At 60.8% G+C, this 25,341-nt stretch carries 24 protein-coding genes, 1 tRNA gene and 1 CRISPR repeat array; of the genes, 17 read left to right on the top strand and 8 right to left on the bottom strand.

Annotation, left to right across the window (positions count from 1 at the left end; translation table 11 throughout):
- Positions 1-186: 186 nt before the first annotated feature.
- Positions 187-875: direct repeats of the CRISPR family, unit length 28 nt; unit sequence CTTCACTGCCGTGTAGGCAGCTCAGAAA.
- Between the two features lie 150 nt (positions 876-1,025).
- Positions 1,026-1,589, bottom strand: a complete 564-nt coding sequence (gene mntP, locus ASF84_RS03710; RefSeq protein ID WP_056835378.1) for a manganese efflux pump MntP — start codon at positions 1,587-1,589, stop codon at positions 1,026-1,028.
- A 369-nt stretch (positions 1,590-1,958) separates the two neighbouring features.
- Here mntP and ASF84_RS03715 point away from each other — a divergent pair, with 369 nt between their 5' ends.
- A complete protein-coding gene (locus tag ASF84_RS03715) occupies positions 1,959-3,716 on the top strand; it encodes a sensor domain-containing phosphodiesterase (RefSeq protein WP_236709355.1) in 1,758 nt (585 codons plus the stop codon).
- Positions 3,717-3,820: 104 nt separating this feature from the next.
- Positions 3,821-4,360 carry a hypothetical protein gene (locus tag ASF84_RS03720; protein WP_056835379.1) on the top strand — a complete coding sequence of 180 codons (540 nt, stop codon included), beginning with the start codon at positions 3,821-3,823 and terminating at the stop codon, positions 4,358-4,360.
- A gap of 109 nt (positions 4,361-4,469) precedes the next feature.
- Here ASF84_RS03720 and ASF84_RS03725 read toward each other — a convergent pair whose 3' ends face one another.
- The 4 genes from ASF84_RS03725 to ASF84_RS03740 form a co-directional block, all read right to left on the bottom strand.
- Positions 4,470-5,846 carry a c-type cytochrome gene (locus ASF84_RS03725; protein WP_236709356.1) on the bottom strand — a complete coding sequence of 459 codons (1,377 nt, stop codon included), beginning with the start codon at positions 5,844-5,846 and terminating at the stop codon, positions 4,470-4,472.
- Between the two features lie 11 nt (positions 5,847-5,857).
- Entirely contained in the window at positions 5,858-7,627 is a 1,770-nt protein-coding gene (locus ASF84_RS03730) for a GMC family oxidoreductase (RefSeq protein ID WP_056835386.1), read from the bottom strand.
- A 38-nt stretch (positions 7,628-7,665) separates the two neighbouring features.
- Entirely contained in the window at positions 7,666-8,385 is a 720-nt protein-coding gene (locus ASF84_RS03735; protein WP_056835388.1) for a gluconate 2-dehydrogenase subunit 3 family protein, read from the bottom strand.
- 687 nt (positions 8,386-9,072) lie between these two features.
- Positions 9,073-9,858, bottom strand: coding sequence for a transporter substrate-binding domain-containing protein (locus ASF84_RS03740; RefSeq protein WP_056835390.1), 786 nt, complete (start codon positions 9,856-9,858; stop codon positions 9,073-9,075).
- 177 nt (positions 9,859-10,035) lie between these two features.
- Between ASF84_RS03740 and ASF84_RS03745 the strand changes: the two genes are divergently transcribed.
- Both ASF84_RS03745 and ASF84_RS03750 read left to right on the top strand, forming a co-directional pair.
- Positions 10,036-10,257, top strand: coding sequence for a sigma factor (locus ASF84_RS03745; protein WP_056835392.1), 222 nt, complete (start codon positions 10,036-10,038; stop codon positions 10,255-10,257).
- On the top strand, positions 10,254-11,201 hold the full coding sequence (locus ASF84_RS03750; RefSeq protein ID WP_056835395.1) for a FecR domain-containing protein: 948 nt from the start codon (positions 10,254-10,256) through the stop codon (positions 11,199-11,201). Before ASF84_RS03745 ends, ASF84_RS03750 begins: the two co-directional genes overlap by 4 nt.
- A 16-nt stretch (positions 11,202-11,217) precedes the next feature.
- Here the strand turns inward: ASF84_RS03750 and ASF84_RS03755 are convergent, their stop codons facing one another.
- Positions 11,218-11,745 carry a hypothetical protein gene (locus ASF84_RS03755; RefSeq protein WP_056835397.1) on the bottom strand — a complete coding sequence of 176 codons (528 nt, stop codon included), beginning with the start codon at positions 11,743-11,745 and terminating at the stop codon, positions 11,218-11,220.
- A 257-nt stretch (positions 11,746-12,002) separates the two neighbouring features.
- Here ASF84_RS03755 and ASF84_RS03760 point away from each other — a divergent pair, with 257 nt between their 5' ends.
- Positions 12,003-13,184, top strand: a complete 1,182-nt coding sequence (locus ASF84_RS03760; protein ID WP_056835399.1) for a GGDEF domain-containing protein — start codon at positions 12,003-12,005, stop codon at positions 13,182-13,184.
- 114 nt (positions 13,185-13,298) lie between these two features.
- Positions 13,299-13,868: a hypothetical protein gene (locus ASF84_RS03765; RefSeq protein ID WP_056835401.1), complete on the top strand. Its 570-nt coding sequence runs from the start codon at positions 13,299-13,301 to the stop codon at positions 13,866-13,868.
- A gap of 123 nt (positions 13,869-13,991) precedes the next feature.
- On the opposite strand, the gene ASF84_RS03770 is transcribed toward ASF84_RS03765, so the two are convergent.
- Positions 13,992-14,076: transfer RNA gene (locus ASF84_RS03770), tRNA-Leu, on the bottom strand.
- Between the two features lie 121 nt (positions 14,077-14,197).
- Here ASF84_RS03770 and queA point away from each other — a divergent pair.
- The 6 genes from queA to ASF84_RS03800 all read left to right on the top strand — a co-directional run bounded on the left by queA (position 14,198) and on the right by ASF84_RS03800 (position 20,282).
- Entirely contained in the window at positions 14,198-15,262 is a 1,065-nt protein-coding gene (gene queA / locus ASF84_RS03775) for a tRNA preQ1(34) S-adenosylmethionine ribosyltransferase-isomerase QueA (RefSeq protein WP_056835404.1), read from the top strand.
- Positions 15,263-15,276: 14 nt separating this feature from the next.
- Positions 15,277-16,392, top strand: coding sequence for a tRNA guanosine(34) transglycosylase Tgt (gene tgt, locus ASF84_RS03780; protein ID WP_056835405.1), 1,116 nt, complete (start codon positions 15,277-15,279; stop codon positions 16,390-16,392).
- Between the two features lie 53 nt (positions 16,393-16,445).
- Complete coding sequence (yajC, locus tag ASF84_RS03785) at positions 16,446-16,784, top strand: preprotein translocase subunit YajC (RefSeq protein ID WP_056835407.1); 339 nt, start codon at positions 16,446-16,448, stop codon at positions 16,782-16,784.
- Positions 16,785-16,844: 60 nt separating this feature from the next.
- Positions 16,845-18,713 (top strand): protein translocase subunit SecD, encoded by a 1,869-nt coding sequence (gene secD / locus ASF84_RS03790; RefSeq protein WP_056835409.1) that lies wholly within the window; start codon positions 16,845-16,847, stop codon positions 18,711-18,713.
- A 9-nt stretch (positions 18,714-18,722) separates the two neighbouring features.
- Positions 18,723-19,637 carry a protein translocase subunit SecF gene (gene secF / locus ASF84_RS03795; protein WP_056835411.1) on the top strand — a complete coding sequence of 305 codons (915 nt, stop codon included), beginning with the start codon at positions 18,723-18,725 and terminating at the stop codon, positions 19,635-19,637.
- A gap of 108 nt (positions 19,638-19,745) precedes the next feature.
- Positions 19,746-20,282, top strand: coding sequence for a glycine zipper 2TM domain-containing protein (locus ASF84_RS03800; protein ID WP_056835413.1), 537 nt, complete (start codon positions 19,746-19,748; stop codon positions 20,280-20,282).
- Between the two features lie 103 nt (positions 20,283-20,385).
- Here ASF84_RS03800 and suhB read toward each other — a convergent pair whose 3' ends face one another.
- Positions 20,386-21,201, bottom strand: a complete 816-nt coding sequence (gene suhB, locus ASF84_RS03805) for a type III secretion system regulator SuhB (RefSeq protein ID WP_056835415.1) — start codon at positions 21,199-21,201, stop codon at positions 20,386-20,388.
- 215 nt (positions 21,202-21,416) lie between these two features.
- On the opposite strand from suhB, the gene trmJ reads away from it, so the two are divergent.
- From trmJ to iscU, 5 genes are all read left to right on the top strand, one after another.
- Entirely contained in the window at positions 21,417-22,181 is a 765-nt protein-coding gene (gene trmJ / locus ASF84_RS03810; RefSeq protein WP_056835418.1) for a tRNA (cytosine(32)/uridine(32)-2'-O)-methyltransferase TrmJ, read from the top strand.
- Positions 22,181-22,957, top strand: a complete 777-nt coding sequence (cysE, locus tag ASF84_RS03815; RefSeq protein ID WP_056835420.1) for a serine O-acetyltransferase — start codon at positions 22,181-22,183, stop codon at positions 22,955-22,957. Before trmJ ends, cysE begins: the two co-directional genes overlap by 1 nt.
- A gap of 142 nt (positions 22,958-23,099) precedes the next feature.
- On the top strand, positions 23,100-23,597 hold the full coding sequence (gene iscR / locus ASF84_RS03820) for a Fe-S cluster assembly transcriptional regulator IscR (protein ID WP_056835422.1): 498 nt from the start codon (positions 23,100-23,102) through the stop codon (positions 23,595-23,597).
- A 44-nt stretch (positions 23,598-23,641) separates the two neighbouring features.
- A complete protein-coding gene (locus ASF84_RS03825) occupies positions 23,642-24,856 on the top strand; it encodes an IscS subfamily cysteine desulfurase (RefSeq protein WP_056835424.1) in 1,215 nt (404 codons plus the stop codon).
- 81 nt (positions 24,857-24,937) lie between these two features.
- Entirely contained in the window at positions 24,938-25,324 is a 387-nt protein-coding gene (gene iscU, locus ASF84_RS03830; protein WP_040261926.1) for a Fe-S cluster assembly scaffold IscU, read from the top strand.
- The last annotated feature ends 17 nt before the right edge of the window (positions 25,325-25,341 follow it).

Below are 25,341 nucleotides of genomic sequence, written 5' to 3' on the forward strand. Positions count from 1 at the left end.
GGTGAAGGTTAAGTCCGCAAACTCAACATTAGCCAAGAACCACGATGACCCTCCTCTTTCGCCCACAGGGCGCCTTCGGCTGGTTCAGTTACACCACTTCTCGGGACACGATCAAAAAAAAGGATGAAATGCTTGTTAGCGGGATATTTTTCTTTAGAAACGAGAGGTTATCCAGCAAAGTGTCTACTTCACTGCCGTGTAGGCAGCTCAGAAAACCACGGCCTGGTGCAGCTGCTGGCTACGCATCTTCACTGCCGTGTAGGCAGCTTAGAAATGGGTGCGCGCCGCCCTCCGCTGAGCAGTGGTCTTCACTGCCGTGTAGGCAGCTCAGAAATGCTCGAAGCGGCGCCAGGCCCTACATGCGCACTTCACTGCCGTGTAGGCAGCTCAGAAAAGAACGAAAACCAAGGCACTGCGGCTATCCCGCTTCACTGCCGTGTAGGCAGCTCAGAAAAGCTCACAGCTTGGGCGAACGAAAACCGGGAACTTCACTGCCGTGTAGGCAGCTCAGAAATGTGAACGCAGCATGAAGTCCAGCATCTGGTCCTTCACTGCCGTGTAGGCAGCTCAGAAAGGCATGGAGCCGGATCAAGGAGAGAGCATGAGTCTTCACTGCCGTGTAGGCAGCTCAGAAAAGCAGTCGATCAGTCGATACCGCGCCAGGCGCCTTCACTGCCGTGTAGGCAGCTCAGAAATGAACGGCAAGCAGCTCACCAACGCTGAAAAGCTTCACTGCCGTGTAGGCAGCTCAGAAAAATTGACGCGGCTTCCTACGAAGTACATAGCGCTTCACTGCCGTGTAGGCAGCTCAGAAATCGATCAAGGTCAAGTACAGATCCTCGGCAATCTTCACTGCCGTGTAGGCCGCTTAGAAAAGACTCTGTGCTTCTGGAGTGAATCGCCCCTTTTTGACTGCCGCATGGGCTGCTCAGAAATGCAAGACGGTCCCGGCGTGGTTGCCTGTGCTCGACACTATCTTGCAGGTAGCAAAAATCTTGGCGAGCTTCCAGGTGCAATCGATTTTCTTAAGCAGACAAATGCTCAAACAGAATCGTCGCCCCCACGATCATCAACACCACCCCACCGACAATCTCCGCCCGCTTGCCAACAACCGTCCCGAGCACCCGCCCCAGCATCACCCCGATCGTCACCATGATCATCGTGGCCAAACCAATAGCCGCTGCCGCTACCAGAATATTCACATCGACAAACGCAAGACCCACACCGACGGCCAGCGCATCGATACTCGTCGCAAAGGCCGTGACGGCCAGCACCAGAAACGAATGCTGGCGGGTCTTCTCTTCTTGTTCATCCTCGTCTTTCACGCCGTTGTAGATCATGTGCAGGCCCAGGGCGATCAGCAGTGTGAAGGCGATCCAGTGGTCCCAGTCGGCGACCCAGGCGGTGGCAGCCTGGCCGATTGCCCAGCCGACAAGCGGCGTAATGCCTTCGATCACACCAAAGATCAGGCCGGTGCGCAAAGCTTCAGAGAGGCGGGGTTTATGCAGTGCCGAGCCTTTGCCGATGGCGGCTGCGAAGGCGTCGGTAGACATCGCAAGCGCGATGAAGATGAGGGAAATCGGGTTCACGGTGTACGTCCGCCGGGCTATGAGTCAACGACAAAGACACGCGCCCGGCTTGAGCATGTGCTGTGTCGCTGGTCTCACCAACCAAAAATGGTGTTCGTACCACGGCTGACTGAAGCCGAGAATGTTGATACGAACGCTCGCGATTGCTCGCCAGCAGGTTACTCCCCAACGGAAGCGGCGATTATATACGCGTACCTGTGAAAGTGAAGTTAAGTATTTGTTGTCTCTGGAAAAGCCATTTTGGGTAACAGGATGGCGTATGGCATCGTGCAAAGGAAAGGTGCATTGTGTCTGGAAGCGTTATCTAAAGCCTGGCGCAATCCCTTACAGTAGACGCTTGATAGCAACAAGCCATGAGGTATCTGGAACGTGCAGCACGAAATACACCCCCTGTCGGACACGCCGCTGCGTCAGCAGATGCTGGCAAACGTAGCGTGCTTCGAAGGTATCAAGGATGAGGTGTTCAATGAGTTGATCGGGATGGCTACGGCGCATTTTGCTGTGCCGATTGCGCTGATTTCGATTCTCGAAAGCCGTCGCCAGTGGTTCTGGGCGCAGGCCGGGATGGAGTGCACTCAGACGCCGTTGATCGACTCGTTCTGTGCCACTGCCGTTGCCGCCGATGGTTTCTTTCAGGTCACGGATGCGGTTGTCGATTCACGTTTTCGTGATAATCCACTGGTGCTGGGCAATCCTGGCATTCGCTTCTACGCGGGTTACCCGCTGGTGACCAGCGAAGGCCTGACGCTGGGTATGTTCTGCATCATCGACACAAAACCCCGCCCCGGCCTCACCACTGAACAACAGAACATCCTCAAGCAACTGGCCCGCATTGTCATGCTGCGCATCCGCGACCTGCGCGAAAGCAGCTATGTCGATGGCAGCATCGGCCTGTACAACCGTATCAAGTTCGAAAAGGACGTCGAGGCCTACAGGCATCGCGGCGAGCCGGTGACGGTCATCGCCGCCGACATGATCTCGCCGACCTTCCTCAACGAGATCGTCAAGTCCCTGGGCTATCCCTTTGCTGCCAAGGTCATGTTGCTGCTCAAGGACAAGCTCAAGCGCATCATTGGCGAGCGTGACCTGTACAAGATCAGCCCGACCCGCTTTGGCTTCATGATTCCAGGCGCAGGCGAGATCGAGAAACTGATCGGGCTGTTGTCTGCCGAGATCGAGCAGCCCATCGAGTGCTCCGGCATTCCCCTGCAGCCGCGTGCGGGGCTTGGCATGTTGCGGCTCACGCCGGGTGACTGGCACGAAGACTGGCTGCGTTGCCTGGTCAGTTCGGCCGATCATGCACGAAACACCGGCAAGGGCTGGGTGTATTTCGAGCCTGAGCTGGATCGGGCGCAGATGCGGGCGTTTACCTTGCTGACCTCGCTGTCCAAGGCGGTGGAGCGCGATGACCAGTTCTATCTGGAATACCAGCCCAAGGTCGAGGCGGCGAGCGGCCGGCTGTGCGGCGTTGAGGCCTTGCTGCGCTGGCGGCACCCGGAGCTGGGGCTGATCAGCCCGGGCGAGTTTATTCCGCTGGCGGAAAAGACTCCGTTGATCCGCAAGATCAGCGCCTGGGTGGCGCGGCGGGCGCTGGAACAGTTGGCGGACTGGAAGGCGCAGGGATTCGAGTGGCAGGTGTCGATCAATGTGTCAGCGGCGGACATGGCCGACTCGACCTTTGTCGACCAGTTGATCGGCCTGCTGCGCGAGAAGACGATCGAGCCCCACCTGCTGGAAGTGGAACTCACCGAAAGTGCATTGATCACCAATCCCGAGCTGACCCGGGTCAATCTGGAACGAGTCCGCGATTGCGGTATTCGCCTGGCCATCGATGACTTCGGCACCGGCTACAGCAACTGGACTTACCTGCGCATGTTGCCGGCCACAACCGTCAAGCTGGACCAGTCGTTCATGCGCGATGCCTGTCGCGATACGAAAGACCGGGCGGTGGTGACCTCGATCATTCAGCTGGCGCAGACCATTGGCTATCAGGTCGTGGCCGAAGGGGTGGAAACCGCCGAGCTGTATGAGCTGCTCAAGGCCTGGGGGTGCGATCAGATCCAGGGGTATTACGTGGCACGGCCCATGCTGCCGAACCTGTTGGTGGCCTGGGCGCAGAGTCGGTGAGCGGTCGCGGGCAACCTGTGTGATGCAGGCCGGCTGAATCTTTTACCGCTTGTTCCTATCAGAGTGATGGGCACGTGCTCATAGTCATGATCGAGGAACAGCCATTGAATATCGCATGCCTGGGATGGGGATCGCTGATCTGGAAGCCGGAGGCATTGCCGCTGGCGGGCGAGTGGTATCAGGACGGGCCTGAGCTGCCGGTCGAGTTCTGTCGGGTGGGCGATAAGGGCGAGCTGGCCACGGCCTTGTGCTGCAACGCACCGTCCAGCCAGGTGCTGTGGGCGCTGCTGGCCGTGGACAGCGTCGAGCAGGCCTGCGCCAGCCTGCGCGAGCGCGAACAGATTGCTGCTGACCGGCAGGATGGCATCGGAGTGTTCATCCCCGACAAGACCGAGGTCGGGCCGTTGGCCGAGTGGGCAGCGGTACGCAAAGTCGATGCGATTATCTGGACCGCCTTGCCACCCCGGCTGGATGCCATCGAAGGACGTTTGCCATCGCTGAAGGATGCCTTGGGCTACCTCGACGGACTGTCGGGCGAGCCTCTTGAACATGCCCGCCATTACATCGAACAAGTCCCTCGGCAGATCGACACACCCTATCGACGGGCGATCTGTAAACGCTTCGGGTGGGGCCAGGGTCAATAAGTCTGCCCAGGCGTTGCCGATCAGTAGGAGCAACCAACGGTCGCGAAAAGATCCGCATGATTCAGGGCGGCATTCGCGACCGTTGGTCGCTCCTACGGGCTGCCAGCCCTCAATGCTGAGGGCTGGACGGCTCGACGCTGGTTTTGGCCGTTTCATGACCGGCATCCAGCGTACTGCGGATCGCCTTGACCTGCTCGGCCGACACCACGCTGGCGCTGTTCGACCAGCCCTGGCGCAGGAAGGTCGCCAGGGCCGCGGTCTCGCTGTCATCCAGGCGCCAGGCAAAGCCCGGCATTGGCAGCACCGAGGGGGCTCGTGCCGTCGACGGCGTCTGGGCACCGGCGAGGATCACGCTGATCAGCGCGCTGGGGTTGTCGGCGTTGATGATCGATGCGCCATCCAGTTGCGGGAAGATGCGCGAGGCACCATTGCCGCCGACGAAGTGGCAGGCACCGCAATTGTCCACGTACAGACGCTCGCCCAGGGTCAGGTCCTTGGCGGCGGTCAGCTTGGCAGTAGTCGCTTCGCTGGCGGACGATTTGGTCGCTGCCGGCGCTTTCTTGCCATTGAGTGATTTCAGGTAGGCCGCCACGGCGCCCAGGTCTTCATCGCTCATGTGCGAGGTGCTGTTGGCGACCACGTCGGTCATTTCGCCGCCGACCGAGGCCTTGGCGTTGCGGCCGGTGCCCAGGTAATCGACGATTTCCTCATGCGACCAGTGCGGCATGCCGCGCAACGGCGGGACCGCCCAGCCATTGAGTTCGGCACCGGCCAGGTAGTCCGGGTCTTTTTCGTCCAGGCCTTTCTCCTGCATGGTCAGCGCCCGTGGCGTGTGGCACGAGCCGCAGTGGCCCAGGCCCTGCACCAGGTAGGCGCCGCGCGCGACCTGAGCGGCTTTGCCCTCGGTCGAGGCCTTGAGCGAAACGGCGGCCTGCTCCGGCGTCGGCGAGAACAGCGTGCGCCAGTAGGCCAGCGGCCAGCGGATCGACAGCGGCCACGGGATGTCATTGGCCTTGTTGGCCTGATTCACCGGTTTGACGCCGCTCATGAAGTAGGCGTACAGCGCTTCGGTGTCCTGGTCGGTGGTGCGGGCATAGGACGGGAAAGGCATCGCCGGGTACAGCGCGCTGCCGTCATGACCGATGCCGCGACGCACGGCGCGCTCAAACTCGCCGTAGCTCCAGCCCCCGATGCCGGTGTCTTTGTCCGGACTGATGTTGGTGGCGTAGATGGTGCCGATGGGAGACTCGATGCCGCGCCCGCCGGCAAACGGCTGGCCGCCATGGGCGGTGTGGCAGGCGACGCAGTCACCGGCGCGCGCCAGGTATTCACCCTTGGCGATCAACTCGGGCGTCACCGGTTGCGACAGTTGCGCACCGGTGTCGCCGGCGCGGTTGAGCCAGCCGGCGAGCAGCCAGCCCAGCAGCGCCAGCACGACGCCGATCACGACCAGGGCGATCAGCAGGGAACGGGGTCTGGATTTCACGTGTGCGCTCCTCATGCCTGCACCAGCGGGCCGGGGTTTTTCAGGTACTGGTCCTTGATGGCCTGGGCGGCGAACAGCGTCAGGGCGCCGATCAGGGCCGTCGGGTTGGCCTGGAAGTTCTGTGGAAACGCGTTACCGCCCGGCACGAATACGTTGTGCACGTCCCAGCTCTGCAGGTAGCGGTTCAGCGCGCTGGTCTCTGGCGACTCGCCCATCACCGCGCCACCCACGTTGTGGGTCGACACGTACTTGGTGATGTCCCAGTGCGAGTCGAGCCCCAGGAAGCTTTCCGAGTAGCTGTCCGGGCCCAGTTCTTTGGTGATGTTCTGCACGATGCCGCGCAGGTGCTGCTGCAGTTTCAGTTCGTTCTGTTTCCAGTCGAAGGTGATGCGCAGCAGTGGCTGGCCCCATGGGTCCTTGTAGGTCGGGTCCAGGTCCAGGTAATGGTCGCGATAGGACATGCAGCCGGTAGAGATGCTGACCTTCATCGAATGGCCATACCAGTCGGCCATGCCGTCTTTCCAGCCCTGGCCCCATTCCGGGGTGCCGGCCGGCAGCGACGTGCCGATCGGTGTGCCGGTGGCCTGCGAGCTGTGGATCTTGGCGCCGCCAATGAACCCCAGCGCCGCACCGTCGTAGTTGCCCGGCGAGATGTCGTTGAACATCTGCCCGGTGGCGCCGGCGGTGGCGAACGGGTTGAAGGTCTTGTCCTTGAAGAACAGGGTGCTGGCGCCCACGCTCAGGTAGGCGTAGTTACGCCCGATGGTGCCGGTCTCGGTCACCGGGTCATACGGTTTGCCGATGCCGGACAACAGCATCAGGCGCACATTGACGAACTGGAAACCCGCCAGCACGACGATCTTGGCCGGCTGGAACACCAGGTTGCCGTCGCCGTCGGCGTAGGTCACGCCGCGGGCGGTCTTGCCGTCCGGGTGCAGTTCGACTTTCAGGACGTTGGCGTTGACCTTGTAGTCGAAGTTGTCCATGCGCTTGAGCGCGTCCATGACCGCCGTTTGCGGCGACGCCTTGGAGTAGTTCAGGCACGGGTACTTGCTGCAATAGCCGCAGTAGTTGCACGGCGCGATCTGGTTGCCGTAAGGGTTGGTCCAGGCGCGCGAGACGTTGGCCGACGGGTTGGGGAAGGGGTGGTAGCCCAGCTTGCGCGCCGCGGTGGCAAACATCGAGCAGTTCAGGGTGTCTTCCAGCGCCGGCAGCGGAAAGGGGCTGGAGCGCGGGCCCTCGAACGGGTCGCCACCTTCGATGATCTTGCCGTTGAGGTTGCCGGTATTGCCCGAGAGGCCGCAGATCTTGTCGAACTTGTCCAGGTACGGCTCGATCTCGTCCCAGGTGAACGGGTAGTCACCAATGCGCATGTCGTCTTGCAGGATGCCTTTGGCGTAGGCCTGGTCGGCGTAGGTCTTGAGCTTGATGTCAGTGGGCGTCGGGCGGATCAGTACACCGGTCCAGTGCAGGCCGGAGCCGCCGACGCCAGTACCCGGCACGAAGGCGCCCCACTTGCGGGTCGGCAGGGCGGTGCTGCTCATGTTATGACGCACGGTCAGGGCGCCGTCCTTGGGGGTGACCATGACCTTGTTGCGTACGGCGTAGGCGTACTGGTCAGCCGGCTTGGGGTACATGAAGTCCGCGTTGTTGCGGTCTTCACCGCGCTCCAGGGCGCGGACCTTCAAACCGGCCTGGGCCAGTTCGATGCTCATCAGGGAGCCGGTCCAGCCGAGGCCGACGACGACAACGTCGACTTCGTCATTGGTAATAGTTGCCATAAAAATCTTGCTCGCTCTAACGCTTGACGAAAAAGGGGTCAGCCGCGGTCGCCACTGATGCTTACAGGGCCCAGCGGGTAGGCAACGTTGTGTTGCTTGACCCATTCTAGGTAGCTGGCGCGGGCGCCGGGAAAGCCGATGGCAATCCAGGCCTTCATGCCCTTGTTGCCGCCGTAGATCGGATCGGAGAGGTAGCCCTGCTGGGCCAGCGTCAGGACTTCGGAAAAGAACATCGGCGACTTGAGGATGTCTTCGCCAAAGGCATTGAACTTCAGGTCACCGGCCTGCAGCTTCTTGAGCACCTCGACCTGGGTGTCGGCCTTGAGCGCAGCAAAATTGCCGTGGTGGTTCTCGTTGCACCAGGCTTCGACTGCCTGGATGCCCTTGCGATAGATGTCCTGCGGGCGGTACGGAATCTGATAGCCCAGCGTCTTGGGGGCGTTCAGGTCGAAGGGGCCTTCGAGGTAGATCTCACCGCCCAGGTCACTGGCCAGTTGCTGGTCCATGAACACCGGCACGTTGGCTTCCAGTGCGCCAGGACCGCGGCCACCGGCAGGAATCAACTGATTGCAGGCCGCCATGATGAACGCCCATTCGGCGGGGCTGAAAAACGTCGGCGAGTAAGACTCGAGGTTGGGGGCCACCATGTCGGCAGCGACGGCGGCGCTGAGCCCGTTTACGGTCACGCCCAGCGCAGGCAAGGCAATCAGGGAAGAAAGCAGGAATTTTCTTCGCGATGTCGGCTTGTTCAACAACATACAGGGACCACCTATGACGGCTCACAAGAAAATCCCGGACGGCACAACGCTCTATGGCTACACATCGCAAGCGACGATCCTGACCCTTTGCGTAAACGTTGGCGGCCGCCGCAGCCTGTGGGCAGGCGTAGTCGGCGTCAGGTTGAAAAGGCCTTTGCCTGCCACCTTTTTCAGGGCAGACGGAACCACGCCAGTGCAAGGCGGGTCGTTATCGCAGGCGAAGGCTTTCGCAACAGGGGCTGGCAGGCCTTGAGGGCTGCTCTCATTGTGATTCGTTTACATCGGGTGGCCGGCTCAGGTCGCGATCCGGTCCATTGACAGAGGTGCGATACGTGTCGATCGCTTGCTCATCACGGGTCATACGATGTTAGCAGACTCATTTCTATATGTAACGAATGATTTCCTTTCGAGTGTCAAGCGCTCTATCGCCGCATCCATAGATGAGATTGCGCTGTCTTTAAAAAGTTATTGGATCGCAAATTATTCAAGGTTTTCAATGGTTGTCTGACGTCGCAGTGGGAGACCGCCGGCCTCAAGGCGGAGGGCTTTTATCGGACGCTGCACATGACCGACATGAACAGACCGTAGGAGCGACCAACGGTCGCGAATGCCGTCGCCAATCATGCAGGTCTTTTCGCGACCGGTGGTCGCTCCAGCTGTGGTCGTAGACGTGTCCGATCCAGGCTTTTACTGGGCCGGCACGGCCAGCCACTCACCGAGAATGGCCTGATAGGCGCCCGTGGCCTTGCTCAAGTGCAGCCATTGATCGACATAGCTTTTCCAGGTCATGTCATCACGGGGCAACAGGTAGGCTTTTTCACCGTATTGCATGAAGTGTGTCGGGTTGACCGCGCACAGCCCCGGCAAGCGTTTTTGCTGGTAAAGCGCTTCGGAGGCATCGGTGATCATCACATCGGCCTGCTTGTTCAGCAGTTGCTGGAAGATGGTGTTGTTGTCATGAAAGCCCAACTGCGCCTTGGGCACAAAGGCGCGGGCGAAGGCTTCGTTGGTGCCGCCGGCCGGCTCGATCAGGCGTACCGAAGGCTGGTTGATCTGCTCAATGCTCTGGTACAGCGCCTGGTCTTCACAGCGCACCAGCGGGATCTTGCCGTCCACGTCCAGAACGTTGCTGAAAAAAGCCTTCTTCTGCCGCTCCAGAGTGACCGAAATACCGCCCATGCCGATGTCGCACTTGCCCGCCTGCAGGTCCGGCATCAGCGTCTTCCAGGTGGTCGGCACCCATTTGACCGGCACGTTCAGGCTCTTGGCCAGCGTACGCGCCATGCTGATATCAATGCCTTCGTACTCGCCGTCTTCACGCAGAAACGTGTAGGGCTTGTAATCGCCTGTGGTGCACACAGTCAGTTGACCGGCCTGCTGTACTTTATCCAGGTGCGAAAGCGGCTCCTGGGCGTGAACTGCACTGCAGAACCCGAGTACCAAAACGGCCAGACTGCTGGATTGAACATTCATAGGGGCGCGACTCGCTGCTGGAGAATGGAAGCGCCTAGGGTAGCGGGTTTGATCCCGGATGTTGGACTGGGTGCGAAATCGCATCGGCGACTGTATGAGCGCGGGCCGGCACTTGCATAAAATCGACGGCCTGTTGAAAATGCGAGCAATTATTATTAGCGCTTGCAAGGTCCTCTCATGTCGAGCCTTGATATTTCAGCCATTCCCCCGCTTTACAATGAGCCCCACCGCTGGCTGAAAGGCTGGCTGCGGGTACGGTCAGGCAACCCGGCCGATGCGGCGGACTTTGCCCGGGACACTTTCCTCAAGGTCATGGGCGCCCGTAATGCCGGGCCGATCCGCCAGCCCCGTGGCTACCTGAGCAGCGTAGCGTGTTCGCTGCTGGTCGACAACGCATGAGTCACACGCCGGATTTCCAGACCCTTGAAGCGGCTGCCACCTGGTATGTACAGCTTAACGATGGGGAGATCGACGAAGCACGTATCCTGGCCTGGCAACAATGGCTCCAGGCATCGCCGCAGCACGCAGCGGCATGGGAGCGGGTCGAGAGACTGCACCAGCAGTGGGCGCGTGTGCCGCAGCAGACGGCGTTATCCAGACTGAGCGCTGCACAGAAGCAACGGCGTGAGGCGCTCACGGTGCTGTCGATCCTGCTGGTCATGGGCGGTGCCGGCTGGCTGGCCGTCGAGCATGTGCCGTACCGCGCATTGCTCGCCCAGCAGCACACCCGTGGCAACCAACGGCGCACGCTGGATCTGCAGGATGGGTCGCGCCTGGTGCTCAATGCCGATACTGCCGTGGACATCCGCTTCAGTGCACTGCAGCGGCTGATCCAGTTGCATCAGGGCGAGGTCCTGGTGCAGACCGCTCAGGATGCCGCCCGGCGACCTTTTATCGTCCAGAGCGAGGAGGGCAGCATTCTGGCGCTGGGCACACGGTTCAGTGTTCGCCAATTGCTCGGCAAAACCCGCGTCGGGGTGCTGGAGGCCGCCGTGCAAGTGCGGCCGTTGCAAAGCATCCATCATGCCGACCGCCTGGTCGCCGGTCAGCAGGTGACCTTTGATTGCAACCGGGTCAGTCCGCCTGAACACCTGCCCGAAGGCTCGACCGCCTGGGTGCAGGGGCTGCTGAGCGTCAATGACTGGCCCCTGGGGACGTTTCTCGATGAGCTGAGCCGCTATCGCCCAGGCGTACTGCGCTGCGACGAGTCAATCAGGCACCTGAGGATTTCCGGCACCTTTGCGCTCGATGACATCGACACGGTGCTGGAAAACCTGGGCAAGACCCTGCCGGTCAAGGTGCGTTACCTGACCCGCTACTGGACCCGCGTCGAGCCCGCCTGATAACGGGCCACGCGGATTATTCGACTTTCAGGGCTACCCACTGATCGAAGTCCGGATGTTCGCGCCGGGCCTTGTCCGACAACTGCTCAGGCGTTTCATCACCCAGCCCATAACGGGCATCGACAGCCTGGGCCAGCGCTTGCCAATCCAGTTCGCGGTCTTCGTCTTCATCCGGCTCCAGCCAGTCGCCGTCAAAGAACTGCTTGCCGCTGGCCAGTTGGCGGATGAAGTCCTCGATGTCATTCGCCACCAGGCTGGTTGCGCCTTCCGAGCCCATGAACACCACCGGTGGCCGTGTGCTCAAGCCGGGGTAATACCACAGCAGAAACATCGACCCGGTGCCGTCCTGGCCAAACTGCACAAACGTGTCGCCCGCCTCGGACCAGCGCTGGCCGCCAAACCAGTGGCCGAAGGTTTCCGCCAGCTCCGCATCGCTGAAGGCTGCAGGCTCGAAATCGATAGGCCAGTCGATCAGGCCGTCTTCACACAGCGTGTTGATGAAGTCGATGGCGTCGCGGGTGGTGTCGTCAAGTTTGCTGTTCATGGAATGCCTGCGCTTAGAAGGGGGGCGTTTCCAGCAGGGCGCTGGTCTGTGGCAGCAGTAGACCGCAGAAAGTGGGCTAGGTTTGCGAGCGTGTTGGCGTTTTGGATGAGCACGTGGTGGTTCTGTGAACTGGGTACAAAAGCATGTTCCGCAGGACGTCATGGCGGTTAAACATTAAGGCTTGGCAGGTTCTGCTAAAATCGCTCAACCGCCTACAATCCACCTTCTCTACGGCACTCATTCAGGTCGGTCCATTCATGGCGCTCGATCCCCTTACCCTGCTGGTTATCACCGTTGCCCTGGCCGCTTCTGCGGCGCTGTACCTGGCCATCGAGTGGCGCAGCGTGCGCGAGTCATCCTTGCTGTTCTGGAGTGCCGGCTTTGCCTCGATCAGCGTGGGCTGCATCCTGGCGGTGATGCGCAGCAGCGGGTTGCTGGTGATCGGCATTTGGTTTGCCAATGGTTTGTTGGTGGTGGCGCACGGGCTGTTTCTGCTGGGCGTTGCGCGCTTTACCGAAGTGCGCCTGTCGCGCGCCTGGTACCTGATTGCGGTGGTCTGGTGTGCCTTGCTGTTACTGCCCGCCGATCCGTCGTGGTCCAAGGTCATGCTGCTGGTCAATTCGCTGCTGGTGGCGCTGCTGAGCCTGCGTGCCAGCTTCCTGTTGCGCCCGCATGGCCAGTCGTTGACCGTTGGGGCGGTGCAGTTGCGCTATGTGCTGTTGCTGCACGGGCTGTTCTACGTGGTCAAGGCCGCCACGGCTGTGGTGCCGGGCACCCTGATCGATCTCGCCTCGTTGCGCGGCCAGATCATCCAGATTTCCCTGGTCGAGGGCGTTATGGCCGTAATGCTCATCGCGCTGTCGATGACCGGCACCGAACGCCACCGCCGCGAGCGGCGCATTGCCCGGCTGGCCGCACGCGACCCATTGACCGCGCTGTATAACCGCCGCGCCTTTGAAGTACGAGCCGCCCGCCTGCTTGAAGACGTCTGCACTGCCCGGCCCGGTGCCTTGCTGTTGATCGATATCGACAATTTCAAACTGGTCAACGACCTGCATGGCCACACTGCCGGTGACCGTTTGCTGATCACCCTCAGCGAACTGATACGCGCCGAACTGCCCCAGGGCTCACTGGCTGCCCGCCTGGGCGGTGACGAGTTCGTGATTCTGCTCAGCGATGCCTCGTGCGAACAGGTTGGCGCCCTGGGCAGCATGCTGCGCGAGCAGTTTCACAAGATCGCGGCCGAGACCTTTGTCACGCCCAAGCCTGTGACCCTGAGCCTCGGCGCCAGCCTGTTCGACCAGGCGCCTGCCACTTTGGCAGGGTTGATCGAACAGGGCGATGCCGCGCTTTATGAGTCCAAGCGCGCCGGGCGTGACCGGTTAAGGATGGTGGATCTGCGCGTCATCAATAATGAAGATGCAATGCAGGTTGGCTGAGGCGGCGCGAGGCCGTAAGGCAGTTTTGTTCACGCACTCGGCGCCCTGCTTTCAGGTCCTCCCAGCGTTCGGGTATCACAGAATTAAAGTCGGCATCGGGACAAGGGGCTGCAGATGACTAAACTGTTTTTAATAAAAATTTCTGATGATTATCCGGAACGCTATTGGTTTCGCTGCACGGTGTTGAGCGGTCAGGATCCTGGTGTTTTTAAACAAGGCATACCGCTGGAAGAGGAGGTGTCGATTGAATTCAGGGTTGGCTCGAAGCCTGATGCCGGGCGCCTGTTGAACTATGACTTTCTGTTCAGTGATGGGCCTAACTTCATAAGCCCCAGGTTTCATCGGCTGTTACTGGACCATGACGTGCAGGGTCTTCAGTTTTTTGACGCTGACGTCTATATGGGGGAAGCTAAATGCCATGGTTACAAGGTGGTGAATTTTACCTCGAAGTCAAAGGCATTCGATGAAAGCAAGTCAAAGAGCGAGCCGCTCTTGAGCTATTTGCCAGAAGGGCCTGCGCTTTATACCGAAATTGTATTAAAGGAAAACGCTGATACGCGTGTCGACCTGTTCAGGGCTGAGGAAGACTTTACAAGCATGCTGGCCGTGGCCCGGATAAAGGCGCTCTGTGACGCTCATCAGGTAGGCGGTTTGCAATTCGTAGAAGGGGTTTTCAAAGCTTGAGGCCGTGGGGAGAGCTCAGCATAACGGCTTGTTGGCAGGTTCAAGGTTGCAGGCCGATGCCCACTGAAACTTTACGCCAGACGAAAAAAAGGCCTTGATAATCAAGGCCTTTCTTCATTGTGCTGGTGCCCCGAGGGAGACTCGAACTCCCACTCCTTTCGAAAACGGATTTTGAATCCGCCGCGTCTACCAATTCCGCCATCAGGGCTCAATGGCCGCGAATTATAGGGACGGTCTGACAGCCGGTCAACCCTGATTTTTGAGGCTTTTTTACTAATCGAGGCAAACCGGCTAAACTTCGCGCCCCTGCTGGACGACCCCACCCCATCATGCGTGTTGCTGACTTTACCTTCGATCTTCCCGACGCCCTGATTGCGCGTCATCCCCTGGCCGAGCGGCGTGGCAGCCGGCTGTTGACGCTGGACGGCCCGAGCGGCGCGCTGGCGCATCGTCAATTCACCGATTTGCTCGAGCATCTGTGCCCTGGCGACTTGATGGTGTTCAACAATACCCGGGTGATCCCGGCGCGGTTGTTTGGCCAGAAGGCCTCCGGCGGCAAGCTGGAGATTCTGGTCGAGCGTGTGCTGGACAGCCATCGGGTGCTGGCGCACGTGCGTTCGAGCAAGTCGCCCAAGCCGGGTTCGGCCATCGTCATCGACGGCGGTGGCGAGGCGACCATGGTCGCGCGCCACGACACGCTGTTCGAGCTGGCGTTTGCCGAGCCGGTGCTGGCCTTGCTTGATCGCGTCGGGCATATGCCGTTGCCTCCTTATATAGACCGCCCCGATGAGCGCGCGGACCGCGAGCGCTACCAGACGGTGTACGCCGAGCGTGCCGGTGCGGTGGCCGCGCCGACGGCCGGGCTGCATTTCGACCAGCCGTTGCTGGAGGCGATTGCCGCCAAGGGTGTCGAGACCGCGTTCGTGACCTTGCACGTGGGCGCCGGGACTTTCCAGCCGGTGCGGGTCGAGCGCATCGAAGACCACCACATGCACACGGAGTGGCTGGAAGTCGGCCAGGACGTGGTCGATGCCGTGGCGGCGTGCCGGGCGCGGGGCGGGCGGGTGATCGCGGTGGGCACCACCAGCGTGCGCTCGCTGGAAAGTGCCGCACGCGATGGCATCCTCAAACCGTTCAGCGGCGATACCGATATCTTCATCTATCCTGGGCGACCCTTTCATGTGGTCGATGCCCTGGTCACCAACTTTCATTTGCCTGAATCCACGCTGTTGATGCTGGTTTCGGCGTTTGCCGGTTACCCCGAGACCATGGCGGCCTATGCGGCGGCCATCGAGCAGGGCTACCGCTTCTTCAGTTACGGTGATGCCATGTTCATCACCCGCAATCCCGCGCCTACGGGGCCCCGGGAATCGGCATCAGAGGATCATCCATGAGTCGCACCTGTCGTATGTCTTTCGAGTTGCTGGCCACCGACGGCAAGGCCCGTCGTGGTCGGCTGACCTTCCCGCGTGGCGTGGTCGAGACCCCGGCATTCATGCCGGTGGGCACCTATGGCACGGTCAAGGGCATGCTGCCGCGTGACATCGAGGCCATCGGTGCGCAGATCATCCTGGGCAATACCTTCCACCTGTGGCTGCGCCCTGGCACCGAGGTGATCAAGGCCCACGGCGACCTGCACGATTTCATGCAGTGGAAAGGTCCGATCCTCACCGACTCCGGCGGTTTCCAGGTGTTCAGCCTGGGCGCGATGCGCAAGATCAAGGAGGAGGGCGTGACCTTCGCTTCGCCGGTCGATGGCGCCAAGGTGTTCATGGGGCCCGAAGAGTCGATGCAGGTCCAGCGTGACTTGGGCTCGGACATCGTGATGATTTTCGACGAGTGCACGCCGTATCCGGCCAGCGAAGACGTGGCGCGGGTGTCGATGGAGCTGTCGCTGCGCTGGGCCAAGCGCTCCAAGGTCGCCCATGGCGAGAGCGATGCGGCATTGTTCGGCATCGTCCAGGGCGGCATGCACGAAAACCTGCGCAAGCGCTCGCTGGACGGCCTGAACGAGCTGGACTTCGACGGCCTGGCCATTGGCGGGCTGTCGGTGGGCGAGCCCAAGGATGAGATGATCAAGGTGCTCGATTATCTGCCCGGCATGATGCCAGCAGACAAACCTCGTTACTTGATGGGTGTAGGCAAGCCCGAAGATCTGGTCGAAGGTGTGCGCCGCGGCGTCGACATGTTCGACTGCGTGATGCCGACCCGTAATGCCCGCAACGGTCATCTGTTCATCGACACCGGTGTACTGAAGATCCGTAACGCGTTCCATCGTCATGATGATTCGCCACTGGATGCCACCTGTGACTGCTACACCTGCCAGAACTTCTCGCGCGCTTACCTGCATCACCTGGACAAGTGCGGCGAAATGCTGGGCAGCATGCTCAATACCATCCATAACTTGCGGCATTACCAGCGGCTGATGGCTGGTTTGCGCGAGGCTATCCAACAGGGTAAATTGGCCGACTTCGTCGATGCCTTCTATGCCAAGCGCGGTCTTCCCGTGCCGCCTCTGGGTTGAAACACAACGAGTTTTTCCTGCTTTACATACTAATTATGCAAATGGAGCGCTAAATGAGCTTTTTCATCTCCCCCGCCTTCGCGGACGCTGCAGCACCGGCCGCTTCCGGCCCTGCAGGTTCCGGTTTCGAGTGGATCTTCCTGGTCGGCTTCCTGGTCATCTTCTACCTGATGATCTGGCGTCCACAGGCCAAGCGCGCCAAAGAGCAGAAAAACCTGCTGGGCAACCTGCAAAAAGGCGACGAAGTCGTGACCGCGGGCGGTATCGCCGGAAAAATCAACAAAGTGACAGACGACTTTGTGGTGATTGAGGTGTCCGATACCGTTGAGCTGAAAATCCAGAAGGGCTCCATTGTGGCCACTCTGCCAAAGGGCACTCTGAAAGCCCTCTGAGTTTCGTATCTACCATCGACGGGGCGCGCAAGGCGCCCCGCGTTTTAAGCGGGCGGCGTGATGCTGAACAAATACCCTCTGTGGAAATACATACTGATCCTGGCGGTGCTGGTGATCGGTTTCATTTATTCCGCACCCAATCTCTACCCTGACGATCCGGCCATCCAGATCAGCGGCGCGAGCACGGCGTTGCAAGTCAACCAGGCCGATGTCGACCGTGCCGCCAAGGCACTGACCGATGCCGGTCTGACGGTCAAGGGTTCTTCTCTGGCTGAGAATGGCAAGGGCGGTTTGCTGCGTCTGAGCAAGCAGGAAGACCAGTTGCCGGCCAAGGACGTCGTGCGCAAGGCGTTGGGCGACGACTATGTCGTGGCACTGAACCTGGCCCGTACGACACCGGCCTGGCTGAGTAATCTGGGTGCAAGCCCGATGAAGCTGGGTCTGGACCTGTCCGGCGGCGTGCACTTTCTGCTCGAAGTCGACATGGACAAGGCCATTGATGCACGCCTGAAAGTCTACGAAGGCGAGGTCAAGACCTTGCTGCGCAAAGAGAAAGTGCGTTATCGCAGCCTCCCGCAGCAGGGCAACGTGATTCAACTGGGCTTCAACGACGACGCCGAGCGTGAGCAGGCCCGTGCGCTGGTCCGCAAGAGCTTCACCGATTTCGAAATCACCCCCGCCGAGCTCAATGGCATTGTCACGCTGCGCCTGGCACTGACCCCGGCCAAGCTCGCCGAAATTCGCGAATACTCCATCAAGCAGAACCTGACCACGGTGCGTAACCGGGTCAACGAGCTGGGTGTGGCCGAGCCGCTGGTCCAGCGCCAGGGTGCCAACCGCATCGTGGTCGAGCTGCCGGGCGTGCAGGACACTGCCGAAGCCAAGCGTATCCTCGGCAAGACCGCCAACCTGGAATTCCGTCTGGGTGCAGGCCCGGATGACTCCAAGGCCACCACCGAGATGTTCGAGTTCCGTGAAGGCGGCCGTCCGGCGGCTGCCGTGGAGCGTGGCCTGATCATCACCGGCGACCAGGTGACCGATGCCCAGGCCAGCTACGACGAACATGGCCGTCCACAGGTGAACATCAACCTCGATGGCCATGGCGGCGAGTTGATGAGCCGCGCCACTCGCAGCAACGTGGGTCGCAGCATGGCGGTGATCTTCATTGAACAGCGTCCGGTGACCACCTACGTCAAGCAGACGGTCGACGGCGTCGAGAAAGAAGTGCCGCTGCAGACCTTCAAGGAAGACAAGAAGATCATCAGCCTGGCGACCATCCAGTCGCCGCTGGGCAGCCAGTTCCGCATCACCGGCCTGAACGGGCAGGGCGAATCGTCCGAGCTGGCGCTGCTGCTGCGCGCCGGTGGCCTGGCCGCGCCGATGTACTTCGCTGAAGAGCGCACCATTGGTCCGAGCCTGGGTGCCGACAACATCGACAAGGGCATCAACGCGTCGTTGTGGGGCATGCTGTTCGTGTCGCTGTTCATCATGGCCATCTACCGCTTCTTCGGTCTGATCGCCACGGTGGCGCTGGCCTTCAACATGGTTGCGCTGCTGGCGCTGATGTCGCTGCTGGGGGCTACGCTGACCCTGCCGGGCATCGCCGGTATCGTGTTGACCATGGGTATGGCGGTGGACGCCAACGTGCTGATCTTCTCGCGGATTCGCGAAGAACTGGCCAATGGCATGAGTGTGCAGCGTGCCATTCACGAAGGTTTCGACCGCGCCTACAGTGCGATCCTTGATGCCAACCTGACGACGCTGCTGGTCGGCGGCATTCTTTTCGCGATGGGCACCGGCCCCGTGAAAGGCTTTGCCGTGACCCTGTCGCTCGGCATCTTTACCTCCATGTTCACGGCCATCATGGTGACTCGCGCAATGATCAACCTGATCTTTGGCGGGCGTGACTTCAAGAAGCTGTGGGTTTAAGGGGCTGACATGAAATTAGGTACGATCAATTTCATGGGCGTGCGCAACGGTGCGTTCGCCCTGACCGTGCTCCTGACTGTTCTGGCGTTGTTCAGCTGGTTTCATAAAGGGCTCAACCTGGGGCTGGACTTCACCGGCGGTACGCTCATCGAGCTGACCTACGAGCAGCCGGCGGACCTTGGCAAGGTGCGTCAGGAACTGGGCAATGCCGGCTACCAGGACGCCGTGGTGCAGAGCTTCGGCGCCACCACCGACCTGCTGGTGCGCATGCCGGGTGACGATCCGCAACTGGGGACGCGGGTGGCCGAGGCCTTGCTCAAGGCCGATGCCGGCAACCCGGCCACCGTCAAGCGCGTCGAGTTCGTCGGCCCGCAGGTCGGTGAAGAGCTGCGCGACCAGGGCGGCATCGCCATGTTGCTGGCACTGGGCGGCATCATGTTGTACCTGGCCTTCCGCTTTCAGTGGAAGTTCGGCGTTGGCGCGATCGTGTCGCTGATCCACGACGTGGTGGTCACCATGGGCATCCTGTCGTTCTTCCAGATCACCTTCGACCTGACGGTGCTGGCGGCGGTGCTGGCGATCATCGGTTACTCGCTCAACGACACCATCGTGGTCTTCGACCGGGTGCGGGAAAATTTCCGTGTGCTGCGCAAGGCGACCCTGATCGAGAACATCAACATCTCGACCACCCAGACCCTGCTGCGCACCATGGCCACCTCGATCTCCACGCTGCTGGCAATCGTGGCGCTGTGGATGTTCGGCGGCGATAACCTCGAAGGGTTCTCCATTGCGCTGTTCGTGGGTGTGCTGGCCGGTACCTACTCGTCGATCTACATCGCCAACGTGGTGCTGATCTGGCTCAACCTGAGCAGTGAAGACCTGATTCCGCCGGTGACCTCTGACAAGGTCGACGACCTGCCATAAGGGCCGGGCGTGACCAAAAAAGGCGCGAGTGTTGAACTCGCGCCTTTTTTATTGCTCCAAGGCTGGGTAAATCGCAAGAAATTGCGCTTGGAAGGTCAGGAGGTTCACGTGAACAAGTCTCTGTTGGTGGGTGCCGTGTTGGGAGCCGTTGCGGTGACTGCGGGTGGCGCGTTTGCCACCTACAGTCTGGTCAATAGCGGTCCCGAGCATGCAGAAGTGCTGGCTGTCGATCCGATCAAGCAGCAGATCAAGACGCCGCGCGAAGTGTGCAAGGACGTGACCGTGACGCGCAAGGCGCCGGTCAAGGACGAGCATCAGATCGTCGGCAGTGTGCTGGGCGCCGTGGCCGGTGGCCTGCTGGGTAACCAGGTCGGTGGCGGTAATGGCAAGAAGATTGCCACCGTGGCCGGTGCCGTCGGTGGTGGCTACGCGGGTAACAAGGTTCAGGAAGGCATGCAGAACCGCGACACCTACACCACGACCCAGACCCGTTGCAACACGGTCAACGACATCAGTGACAAGGTCGTGGGCTACAACGTGAAGTACAAGGTCGGTGAAAAAGTCGGTCAGGTGCGCATGGATCGCGATCCAGGCAACCAGATCCCGGTCGACAAGAATGGCCAGCTGATCCTCAGCCAGCAGTAAGGCTGCAGGACCGGCCGGGCGGCGATCCGCTTTAGTCGGCAAGCAGACTCACACCAGGCATAAAAAAACCGGCTCATGAGCCGGTTTTTTGTGCCTGCAGCAATCAGCGTTTGATCGAGGCCGGCAGGTGCGGTGCGATCGAGGTCAGCACGGCCTTGAAGCACTTGGCGTTGCCCGCCACGATATGACCCTTTTCAAGGAAATCGTGACCGCCAGTGAAGTCGCTCACCAGGCCGCCTGCTTCCTGAATCAGCAAGGCGCCTGCAGCCATGTCCCATTCCGACAGGCCCGATTCCCAGAACGCATCGAAGCGGCCGGCAGCGACATAGGCGAGGTCCAGGCTGGCGGCGCCGGCGCGGCGGATGCCGGCGGTCTGGCCGACCAGGCTGCGGAACATGCCCAGGTAGTTTTCCAGGTTGTCCATCTGGTTGTCACGGAACGGGAAGCCGGTGCCCAGCAGGGCGCCGTCCAGGCTCTTGCGCGCGCTGACGCGCAGGCGGCGGCCATTGAGGGCGGCGCCACGGCCACGGCTGGCGGTGAATTCTTCCTGGCGAACCGGGTCCAGAACGACCGCGTGTTCCAGGCGACCACGGTATTTGCAGGCAATGCTCACGGCAAAGTGCGGAATGCCGCGTACGAAGTTGGTGGTGCCGTCCAGTGGATCGATGACCCACAGGTAATCGGTGCCTTCGCCGCTGCCGGCATGCAGGCCGCTTTCTTCGCCGAGAATGCCGTGGGTCGGGTAGGCTTTGCGCAGGGCGGCAATGATGCTTTGCTCAGCGGCACGATCGACTTCGCTGACGTAGTCTTTGGCTTCTTTTTCGTCGACCTTGATGGTATCCAGGCGCTCGATGGAGCGGAAAATCAATTCGCTGGCGTTGCGTGCGGCGCGCAGCGCGATATTCAGCATGGGCTGCATGGATAAATCACCTAGGGTTGTTAAAGAGAGCCGGGCATTCTAGTGGCTGCATCAAATTATTTCCAGCCTGTATTGACCTTCCGCACGCCCGGCAGATGAGCTGTTGTGACGGTTTGCCTGTCAGTGGCGCGACAGGGTGTCGCAAGGCTTCATGGCGTTAAGCAGGCTGCTTCTGTAAGATTTGCGCCCCATGATTGAGTCAGTGAGCGCCCACGGTGTTGCACAACATTCGTATTGTCCTGGTCGGTACGACCCATCCCGGAAATATCGGTGGGGCCGCCCGTGCCATGAAAAACATGGGCCTGTCGCGCCTGGTCCTGGTCGAGCCACGGGTCTTTCCGTCGCCTGAGGCGGATGCGCGCGCCTCGGGGGCTGATGACATTCTGGCCGGCGCCCAGGTGGTGTCGAGTCTTGAAGAGGCGCTGACCGGTTGCAGCCTGGTGCTGGGCACCAGTGCGCGTGACCGCAGCCTGCCCTGGCCGATGCTCGACCCGCGCCAGTCGGGAGAAAAAGTCATCGAGCAGGCGGGGCAGGGGCTTGAAGTCGCGCTGGTGTTCGGTCGCGAGCATGCCGGCCTGACCAACGATGAGCTGCAACGCTGTCATTACCATGTGCACATCGCCTCCAATCCGGATTTCAGCTCGCTGAACCTGGCCGCCGCCGTGCAGGTGCTCAGCTATGAAGTGCGCATGGCCTGGCTGGCGGGGCAGCAGGCACCGCAGGCGGTCAAGGCGTCGGTGGCGCGTGAGCACGAACTGGCGACCATGGATGAAATGGAAGGCTTTTATGCTCATCTGGAGCAGACGCTGGTGGCCATCGGTTTTCTCGACCCGGAAAAACCACGCCACCTGATGGCCCGGCTGCGCCGCCTGTACGGGCGCGGTGAAGTAGAGCGGCCGGAGCTGAGCATCTTGCGCGGCATCCTGACCGAAACTCAGAAAGTGGCGCGTGGCGAACCCTACAAACGGAAGGATCAGTGATGTTCGAGCGGTTGCGAGAAGATATCCAGAGCGTTTTCCACCGGGACCCGGCGGCGCGCAACGCCTTTGAAGTGCTGACCTGCTACCCGGGCATGCATGCCATCTGGATGCACCGCCTGGCGCATCGACTCTGGTGCGGCAACTGGAAGCTGCCGGCGCGCATGGTGTCGAACTTCAGTCGCTGGATGACCGGCGTCGAGATCCACCCGGGCGCGAAGATCGGCCGGCGCTTCTTCATCGACCACGGCATGGGCATTGTGATCGGTGAGACGGCCGAGATCGGCAATGACGTCACGCTTTATCAGGGCGTGACCCTGGGCGGCACCAGCTGGAATGCCGGCAAGCGTCATCCGACCCTGGAAGACGGCGTGGTGGTCGGCGGCGGTGCCAAGGTGCTGGGGCCGTTTACGGTCGGGGCGGGGGCCAAGATCGGTTCCAATGCCGTGGTCACCAAGGCCGTGCCGGCCGGTGCGACCGCTGTCGGCATTCCGGCGCGGATCATCATCAAGTCCGACGACGAGGTCGAGGCGCGGCGCAAGGCCATGGCCGAAAAACTCGGGTTCGATGCCTACGGCGTCGGCCAGGACATGCCTGATCCGATTGCGCGGGCCATCGGCAAGATGCTCGATCACCTGCAGGCAGTGGATGTTCGCCTGGAAGACATGTGCGGGGCGCTGAACAAGCTGGGCAGTGATTACAAGGGCTGCGAATTGCCGTCGTTGCCGGACGAAGTCTTCGAGTGCGTCAAGGACCAGCCAGAAAAGGCGCAGGCTTGATCGGTGTCAATACGCCGCCATTTTTGCTATGATTCGGCCCGCTCCTGAGGCTAAACCCGACTATTTTGGTTGGTTTTATAGTTGACTCAAATACTCGGGAATAGCATACTTGCACCCATTCTGAATCACTGCGGTACATGCCATGCGACTGACTACAAAAGGCCGATACGCTGTCACAGCCATGCTCGATCTGGCTCTGCACGCGCAACATGGTCCTGTGTCACTGGCCGACATTTCCGAGCGCCAAGGCATTTCCCTGTCTTACCTCGAACAACTGTTCGCCAAGCTGCGCCGCAGCAACCTGGTGTCGAGCGTGCGCGGTCCCGGTGGCGGTTATCAGCTGTCGCGTGACATGAACGGCATCCAGGTCGCCCAGGTCGTCGATGCGGTCAATGAATCGGTCGACGCCACCCGTTGCCAGGGGCTGGGCGATTGCCATGCCGGTGATACCTGCCTGACCCACCATTTGTGGTGTGACCTCAGCCAGCAGATTCACGAGTTTCTTAGCGGTATCAGTCTGGCGGACCTTGTCACTCGCCGTGAGGTACAAGAAGTCGCACAGCGCCAGGATAAGCGTCGTTGCTCGAACACGAGCAAGGTGTCGCTCCTGGGTAAGATTGAAACGTCCGCCGTCGAATGAACGCAGATGAATGAGCGGTGCGCCTGCCTGAAAGGAGATATTCAATGAAGTTGCCGATTTACCTCGATTATTCCGCGACGACCCCGGTCGACCCGCGTGTCGCCCAGAAAATGATGGATTGCCTGCTGATGGACGGCAATTTCGGCAACCCTGCGTCGCGCTCCCACGTCTTTGGCTGGAAAGCCGAAGAAGCGGTCGAGAATGCCCGTCGTCAGGTCGCCGATCTGGTCAACGCCGATCCGCGTGAAATCGTCTGGACCTCCGGTGCCACCGAGTCCGACAACCTGGCCATCAAGGGTGTGGCGCATTTCTACCACACCAAGGGCAAGCACATCATCACCTCCAAGATCGAGCACAAGGCGGTCCTGGACACCACGCGCCAGCTGGAGCGTGAAGGCTTCGAAGTCACCTACATCGAGCCGGGCGAAGACGGCCTGGTGACGCCGCAGATGATCGAAGCCGCCCTGCGCGAAGACACCATTCTGGTGTCGATCATGCATGTGAACAACGAAATCGGCACCGTGAACGACATCGCCGCCATCGGCGAGCTGACCCGTTCGCGCGGTGTGCTGTTCCACGTCGACGGCGCCCAGTCCACCGGCAAGGTCGAGATCGACCTGGCCAAGCTGAAAGTCGACCTGATGTCGTTCTCGGCGCACAAGACCTATGGCCCCAAGGGCATCGGCGCGCTGTACGTGAGCCGCAAGCCACGTGTGCGTCTGGAAGCCGCCATGCACGGCGGCGGTCACGAGCGCGGCATGCGTTCCGGCACCCTGGCCACCCACCAGATCGTCGGCATGGGTGAAGCCTTCCGCATCGCCAAGGAAGAGATGGTCAGCGAGAACCAGCGCGTCAAGGCCCTGAGCGACCGCTTCTTCAAGCAGGTCGAAGACCTCGAAGAGCTGTACGTCAACGGCAGCCAGACCGCTCGTGTTCCGCACAACCTGAACCTGAGTTTCAACTATGTCGAAGGCGAGTCGCTGATCATGGCGCTCAAGGACCTGGCGGTCTCGTCCGGTTCGGCCTGCACCTCGGCGTCCCTGGAGCCTTCCTACGTGCTGCGCGCCCTGGGCCGCAACGACGAGTTGGCGCACAGTTCGATCCGCTTCACCTTCGGCCGTTTCAGCACCGAAGAAGAAATCGATTACGCCGCGCAGAAAGTCCGCGAGGCGGTCACCAAGCTGCGAGCGCTCTCGCCGCTGTGGGACATGTACAAAGACGGTGTCGACATCTCCAAGATCGAGTGGGCGGCGCACTAATTCAAAGTCGCCATCCGGACAGGTCGCCTTTAACAAGCGCGACCTGCAGAGCGGCTCCCCTGATGTGAGAGGAACAGAATCATGGCTTACAGCGAAAAGGTCATCGACCACTACGAAAACCCACGCAACGTCGGCAAGATGGACGCTGAAGACCCTGATGTCGGCACCGGCATGGTCGGTGCTCCGGCCTGCGGCGACGTCATGCGCCTGCAGATCAAGGTCAATGAGCAGGGCGTCATCGAAGATGCCAAGTTCAAGACCTACGGTTGCGGTTCGGCCATTGCCTCCAGCTCCCTCGCCACCGAGTGGATGAAGGGCAAGACCCTGGACGAAGCCGAAACCATCAAGAACACCCAACTGGCAGAAGAACTGGCCTTGCCGCCAGTCAAGATCCACTGCTCGGTACTGGCCGAAGATGCCATCAAGGCCGCCGTGCGCGACTACAAGCAAAAGAAAGGCTTGTTGTAAGCACACCGCTCTTTCAG

The sequence above is a fragment of the Pseudomonas sp. Leaf127 genome (assembly GCF_001423155.1).
GTDB lineage: Bacteria > Pseudomonadota > Gammaproteobacteria > Pseudomonadales > Pseudomonadaceae > Aquipseudomonas > Aquipseudomonas ovata.

Excerpts from the sequence above, each read along its gene's own strand:
- ASF84_RS03730 (WP_056835386.1), bottom strand. The coding sequence starts at position 7,627 with ATGGCAACTATTACCAATGACGAAGTCGACGTTGTCGTCGTCGGCCTC.
- ASF84_RS03735 (WP_056835388.1), bottom strand. The coding sequence starts at position 8,385 with ATGTTGTTGAACAAGCCGACATCGCGAAGAAAATTCCTGCTTTCTTCC.
- ASF84_RS03740 (WP_056835390.1), bottom strand. The coding sequence starts at position 9,858 with ATGAATGTTCAATCCAGCAGTCTGGCCGTTTTGGTACTCGGGTTCTGC.
- ASF84_RS03745 (WP_056835392.1), top strand. The coding sequence starts at position 10,036 with ATGTCGAGCCTTGATATTTCAGCCATTCCCCCGCTTTACAATGAGCCC.
- ASF84_RS03750 (WP_056835395.1), top strand. The coding sequence starts at position 10,254 with ATGAGTCACACGCCGGATTTCCAGACCCTTGAAGCGGCTGCCACCTGG.
- ASF84_RS03755 (WP_056835397.1), bottom strand. The coding sequence starts at position 11,745 with ATGAACAGCAAACTTGACGACACCACCCGCGACGCCATCGACTTCATC.
- ASF84_RS03760 (WP_056835399.1), top strand. The coding sequence starts at position 12,003 with ATGGCGCTCGATCCCCTTACCCTGCTGGTTATCACCGTTGCCCTGGCC.
- ASF84_RS03765 (WP_056835401.1), top strand. The coding sequence starts at position 13,299 with ATGACTAAACTGTTTTTAATAAAAATTTCTGATGATTATCCGGAACGC.
- queA (WP_056835404.1), top strand. The coding sequence starts at position 14,198 with ATGCGTGTTGCTGACTTTACCTTCGATCTTCCCGACGCCCTGATTGCG.
- tgt (WP_056835405.1), top strand. The coding sequence starts at position 15,277 with ATGTCTTTCGAGTTGCTGGCCACCGACGGCAAGGCCCGTCGTGGTCGG.
- yajC (WP_056835407.1), top strand. The coding sequence starts at position 16,446 with ATGAGCTTTTTCATCTCCCCCGCCTTCGCGGACGCTGCAGCACCGGCC.
- secD (WP_056835409.1), top strand. The coding sequence starts at position 16,845 with ATGCTGAACAAATACCCTCTGTGGAAATACATACTGATCCTGGCGGTG.
- secF (WP_056835411.1), top strand. The coding sequence starts at position 18,723 with ATGAAATTAGGTACGATCAATTTCATGGGCGTGCGCAACGGTGCGTTC.
- suhB (WP_056835415.1), bottom strand. The coding sequence starts at position 21,201 with ATGCAGCCCATGCTGAATATCGCGCTGCGCGCCGCACGCAACGCCAGC.
- cysE (WP_056835420.1), top strand. The coding sequence starts at position 22,181 with ATGTTCGAGCGGTTGCGAGAAGATATCCAGAGCGTTTTCCACCGGGAC.
- iscR (WP_056835422.1), top strand. The coding sequence starts at position 23,100 with ATGCGACTGACTACAAAAGGCCGATACGCTGTCACAGCCATGCTCGAT.
- ASF84_RS03825 (WP_056835424.1), top strand. The coding sequence starts at position 23,642 with ATGAAGTTGCCGATTTACCTCGATTATTCCGCGACGACCCCGGTCGAC.
- iscU (WP_040261926.1), top strand. The coding sequence starts at position 24,938 with ATGGCTTACAGCGAAAAGGTCATCGACCACTACGAAAACCCACGCAAC.